Genomic DNA, 4691 nt, shown 5'->3' on the forward strand with positions numbered 1-4691 from the left:
CCATTTCCATGAGTTATTTATTAAGTATATAGACACTATCTACAAGGAATTAAAGAACAGAGAAATTGCATTCACACGAGATGGATGTTTTAAAGAACCGATAAAATCTATCGCTCTTCCCCACGATCTATGGGAACTTTTTACCAATGATGATTTACATGAGATCTACAAAAATGAAAAATTTGTGATATCAGATGGATACAATAACTTTGAGAGTGAGAATTTATCTCTGTTGGGCATGGAAACGTTTGGATTAGATAATATAATCTCATTCTTCAAAAATAATAAGGGTATAATGAAGAAAGTTATGGGTCTAGATTGGTTTGTTTCGATTTATGTGTACATAAATGACAATTTTAGAGACTATGAGAAAGATGCTTTGAAGAATATACCATTTCTTTTATCTGAAACTGGAGAGCTTATTTACCCCGAAGATCCAAAAAAAATGGACAAACCAAGGCTAATTGCCAATCAATATATGAATAAAGAAACCTCATTTTTTTCTGAATTGTTCGGTAAAGATGAGCTAATATTCCTCCATAAGAAATTTAGAATATCTGGAAGTCAGAAGAGGAAAAAGAAATACGATCGCCGACTTGATAAGGTGCAACAATTATTTGAGCTTCTTGGTGTAATTAGAACGGTTGAAGCACATCACGTTATTACACAACTCATTTTACCAAAATTTCAGGAAACACGAAATAGAAAACGTCTAGGTCATAAAAAAGCGGTTTTATTTACAAATTTTATTCTTGAAAATTTGTCATACTATCGTAAGATACATGGAAGCCGTACAAAAACTGATGATTGGGAAATTTTCTCAGACATCAGGTCAAAAATCCTAGTACTCGCGGAAAAGAGAGATTCTACTGGTAAGAAAATAAGGGTCTTTTTATCCCCAATAGACATTTATAGATGTGATGAGAAAAAGAAACTACCCTGTGAGAAATATTTTAGGGCTTTGCCTGAGATACCATTTATTTCAAGAAAATATTTTTCCAAAAGGATCTTAGGTAGTTTTACCAGCATACCAATCACTCAAGCAAGTAAAAGACGAAAGGTATATTCTTGGGATGATTTCTTCAATTTGATGGGATGTTGGGATATCCCAAGAGTAATACAAATAAATAAGAGTTATTCACGATATGACTCAAGATTAAAAGAAGATTTCCCAAATATCGATTGGGATGATAATTATAGACCTGATTCTACAACAGGATATGAAATTAGAGATTGGGCAATGCTAGAGTTAACTGATACTGTTCAAAAACATATCAATATAAAGAACAAAGTGGAAAAAGATCAATTGAAGAGTCGGTTAATTTATATGAGAGAAAGTGTTGCTAAAAATTGGAAAAAATATAAAGGTTATAAAAAAGCTAAGGTTTCATATTTTTACCGTAGGTATGATGATACCAAAGTAAATTCAACTTTTTATCAACAGCTAAAAAAACCTTGGTTTCCGAGGTCTGCTGATGGTAAATTATTACCTCCTTCAAAAATATATAAAGATACAATTGAAAATAGATATTTAGCCCTCCAAGGCTCTGATTTTATAGATACATCTCTAGGGTCGAGAGAATTTTATAGGGATATAGGAGTAATTGAGGAGCTAGTTCCTTGGGATGTACTTGAAAGATTGCAGAAGATAAAAACATCTTGGGATAAAATTAACCAGATTCCGCCAAACAGCTTTAGGAAGATGGAGGCTTATTATAAGTATTTAATTGAAAAAAGTAAAGCAAATCCTGATTTTAAAGATACGATTAAAACTATATTTTTAAATAAATATTTAATCTTTTTCCCTATAAAAGTTCTAGGTAAAACGAAAATATGGTGGCATAGAGATCAAGTATTTGCGTCAGAAACTCTGGATCATTCCCTTACTCCATTTTTTCAACCGTTGTTTCAAGAAGGAGCGTACAGCACCGAACTACAAGAGATTTTTATCTCGCTAGGCGTTAGAATTAGGCCTAGCTTTATAGAGTACAAAGAAGTCTTTCAACGAACTAGTAAGGAGTGGGGGAAAGCTTCAACAAATAAAAGGTTGGAACTTAAGGGGAAAATTAGTTATGCCTTAGAAGGTATAAATACATTGGTCAAAAGCGAATCAATAGACGATAATGAAGAAATTAAAAAACTATTTGATGAAGATATTTTTTTAACCGATCAGGGCCAGTTTTTAAAACCAAACGAGATATATTTGAAAGACGACTACGAAATTTGTGAGGTATTTCAAGATAGTGTCCCCACATTGTGGTATAGCGGTGAAATAGCAACTATTTCATCATCACTGGAAAAGATAGGTTTCAACTCGTTAAAACGTTATAAGGACAAAAGAAAACCAAAATTCGTTTGTAAAGAAATTCTAAATAAAGATGATGTAAAAAAAATGAAAGAATTTAGTGAAATTATTGAGGCCTTTATCGAGAATAGATTCAGCGCTGAATATGATAAGCAAAGAGAGAATATTGCTAGATTTAGGAATTTACAAATTCATACGGCAAAAAATATCAAAGTCACATACTTCTTGGATGGCAAAAAACGAATAAAAAATAATGTGCCTATTTATCTATCGAAAAACGAATTAGTGATATCTACCGCCGAAAACGACCCATGGATGGAAATAATCAGAGACGACTTTTCGAAATGTGTATCCTCAATTTTTGGAGATTTAGAACCTCATTTGAGACCTCTGATTAATGATTTGCATCAAAATCCGGAAGATATTAACATTGTTATTCAAAAGTGGGGGTTAGAAAAGGGACGTGTGTTTAAAAAATATGTTGAGGAAAAAAGTCAAGTAATTAATATGCCTTCTGCCCAAGAAGAAAAAGAACCTGAAACCTTTGAAGAATATGTTGAAGAAGAACCAATAACCCATGCTATTGATGTCATAACTGGACCAATGCAAACACCACAACCCAAGAGCAAGGACGAGGAAGTTTTTCCGTTAGAAACAATCACCGGTTTTACTATAAAAAACTTTAAAACAGGCGAAAAAATTACTGTACCTCTCGAAAGAAGGAAGAAGAGGAAAGGTAAATTGCCAAAAGAGAGGGAGATATCTAAAACTTTTACTCCTTTCTCATCTCAAATGACAGAGGATATAGCTGTAGAAATCGTAAAAATCTTTGAACAATCTCAAAATCGAGGAAACATAAAAGATGTAAGAGATGATGAAGAAGAGGGGTGTGATTTAATTTCATCTGGGAAGGGAGGAGAACGTTTGATAGAAATAAAAGCGTCCAAAGAAAAAAGATCACAAATTAAACTTCAACCATCTCAATATAAAAGAGCCAAAGAAGATAAGGAGAAGTATTACATTTATAAAGTAGAAAACATAGAGAAAGGAAAAGTACCCCATATCGAAATAGTTCAGAATCCGATAGATAACTCAAAAATTAGAATCGTTCATTTAGGAGAATTTAAGATTGAGGGGTGGGAAAACTCAGATAAAATTTTAATTGATGTAAAGATTGAGAAATAATAACGAAAATTAAACGCTCGCGCCGAAAGAAATATTTGCATCCCTCACATATAACCGATATGATTGAAAAGACCACATAGTCGACACAAATTACAGAGAGGCGGGCAACATCATATTGGAATAAACAGGGACACATCTCGTTTTCTTAGATAATTAATATTTTTCTTTTAAATTAGATAAATAGGGAAGGTGTGCCAGGTCAATATTTCTGTAACTTTTTGCGGAAAACCTATAGGATCTGAGGAGTTTCTTAACCGGATGGTTGAGGCTTTAGGTATTATTATAGATAGACGCCCTAAAGGAAGACCTCGTAAAAGAGAAAATTAAACCTTAGAAAAAATAGGGGTGTCCCTATTTTAATTAATTAAAAAAATCGAGAGGAAAGAGGAAAAGTGATATTGCAAGACCCCACAAACCACAAAGAAACACTAATTTTTGTTTAGGGAACCAAGAAAATCACAAGCCCTTTGGCTTTTACTGAAAGGTTTTTTAATATTTTTTTATAAAAAAGAAGGATTTTTGAGAAAAATGCAGTATATAGCTAATAACAAGAAATTACACAACTCTTTTTTATGTTCTGAAAATGATAGGTTTCAATCAGCAATGATAGTAGTAGAACTTAAAAATAATTTATCAGTGAGAGAGTTAGGGGGCAAAGGATACTCTTTGGGTGTTCTTATTAAAAATAACTTTGATGTCCCCAAAGGTTTTGTCATCATATCTGAGGCTTTTTTTAAGTTTTTAAAGTATAATGGTCTAACAGAAAAGATAGAAAAATTGGCATCCAAGATTGATAAAGAGAATTACAAGGAAGAAAGCTTAAAGATTAAAGATTTAATTTTGGAAGGAAAAATACCCGAAGATATAGTTTTAGAGATAAAGGAATCCCTAAATAATCTAAACGCTCAACATGTCTCCATAAGATCATCTGCTGTAAGTGAAGATAGTTTGAAAGCCTCGTTTGCTGGTATGCATGATACATTTTTAAATATAAAGTCAGAACCCAATATTGTCTTAAATTATATAAAGAAATGTTGGGCATCTCTTTTTAATGAAAGAGCGGTGGCCTATCGAATAAGAATGGGATTTACTCATTTAGAAGGTATGGCTGTGGTTATCCAAGAAATGATACCCGCAGAGATCTCTGGAACTACATTTACCGCACATCCTGATACTCGAGATATGAGTATCATGGTGATAG

General features: G+C 32.7%; 2 protein-coding genes. Both read left to right on the forward strand.

Features of this window, described 5'->3' with window-relative positions; genetic code table 11:
- On the forward strand, positions 1-3490 hold a 3490-nt coding region (locus KKC53_03635), incomplete at its 5' end, for a DUF3883 domain-containing protein (GenBank protein MBU2598257.1).
- 519 nt (positions 3491-4009) lie between these two features.
- The coding region (locus KKC53_03640) for a PEP/pyruvate-binding domain-containing protein (GenBank protein ID MBU2598258.1) at positions 4010-4691 on the forward strand (682 nt) is incomplete at its 3' end.

It is taken from the genome of Actinomycetota bacterium, assembly GCA_018830725.1.
In the GTDB taxonomy this organism is placed as follows: domain Bacteria; phylum Actinomycetota; class Humimicrobiia; order JAHJRV01; family JAHJRV01; genus JAHJRV01.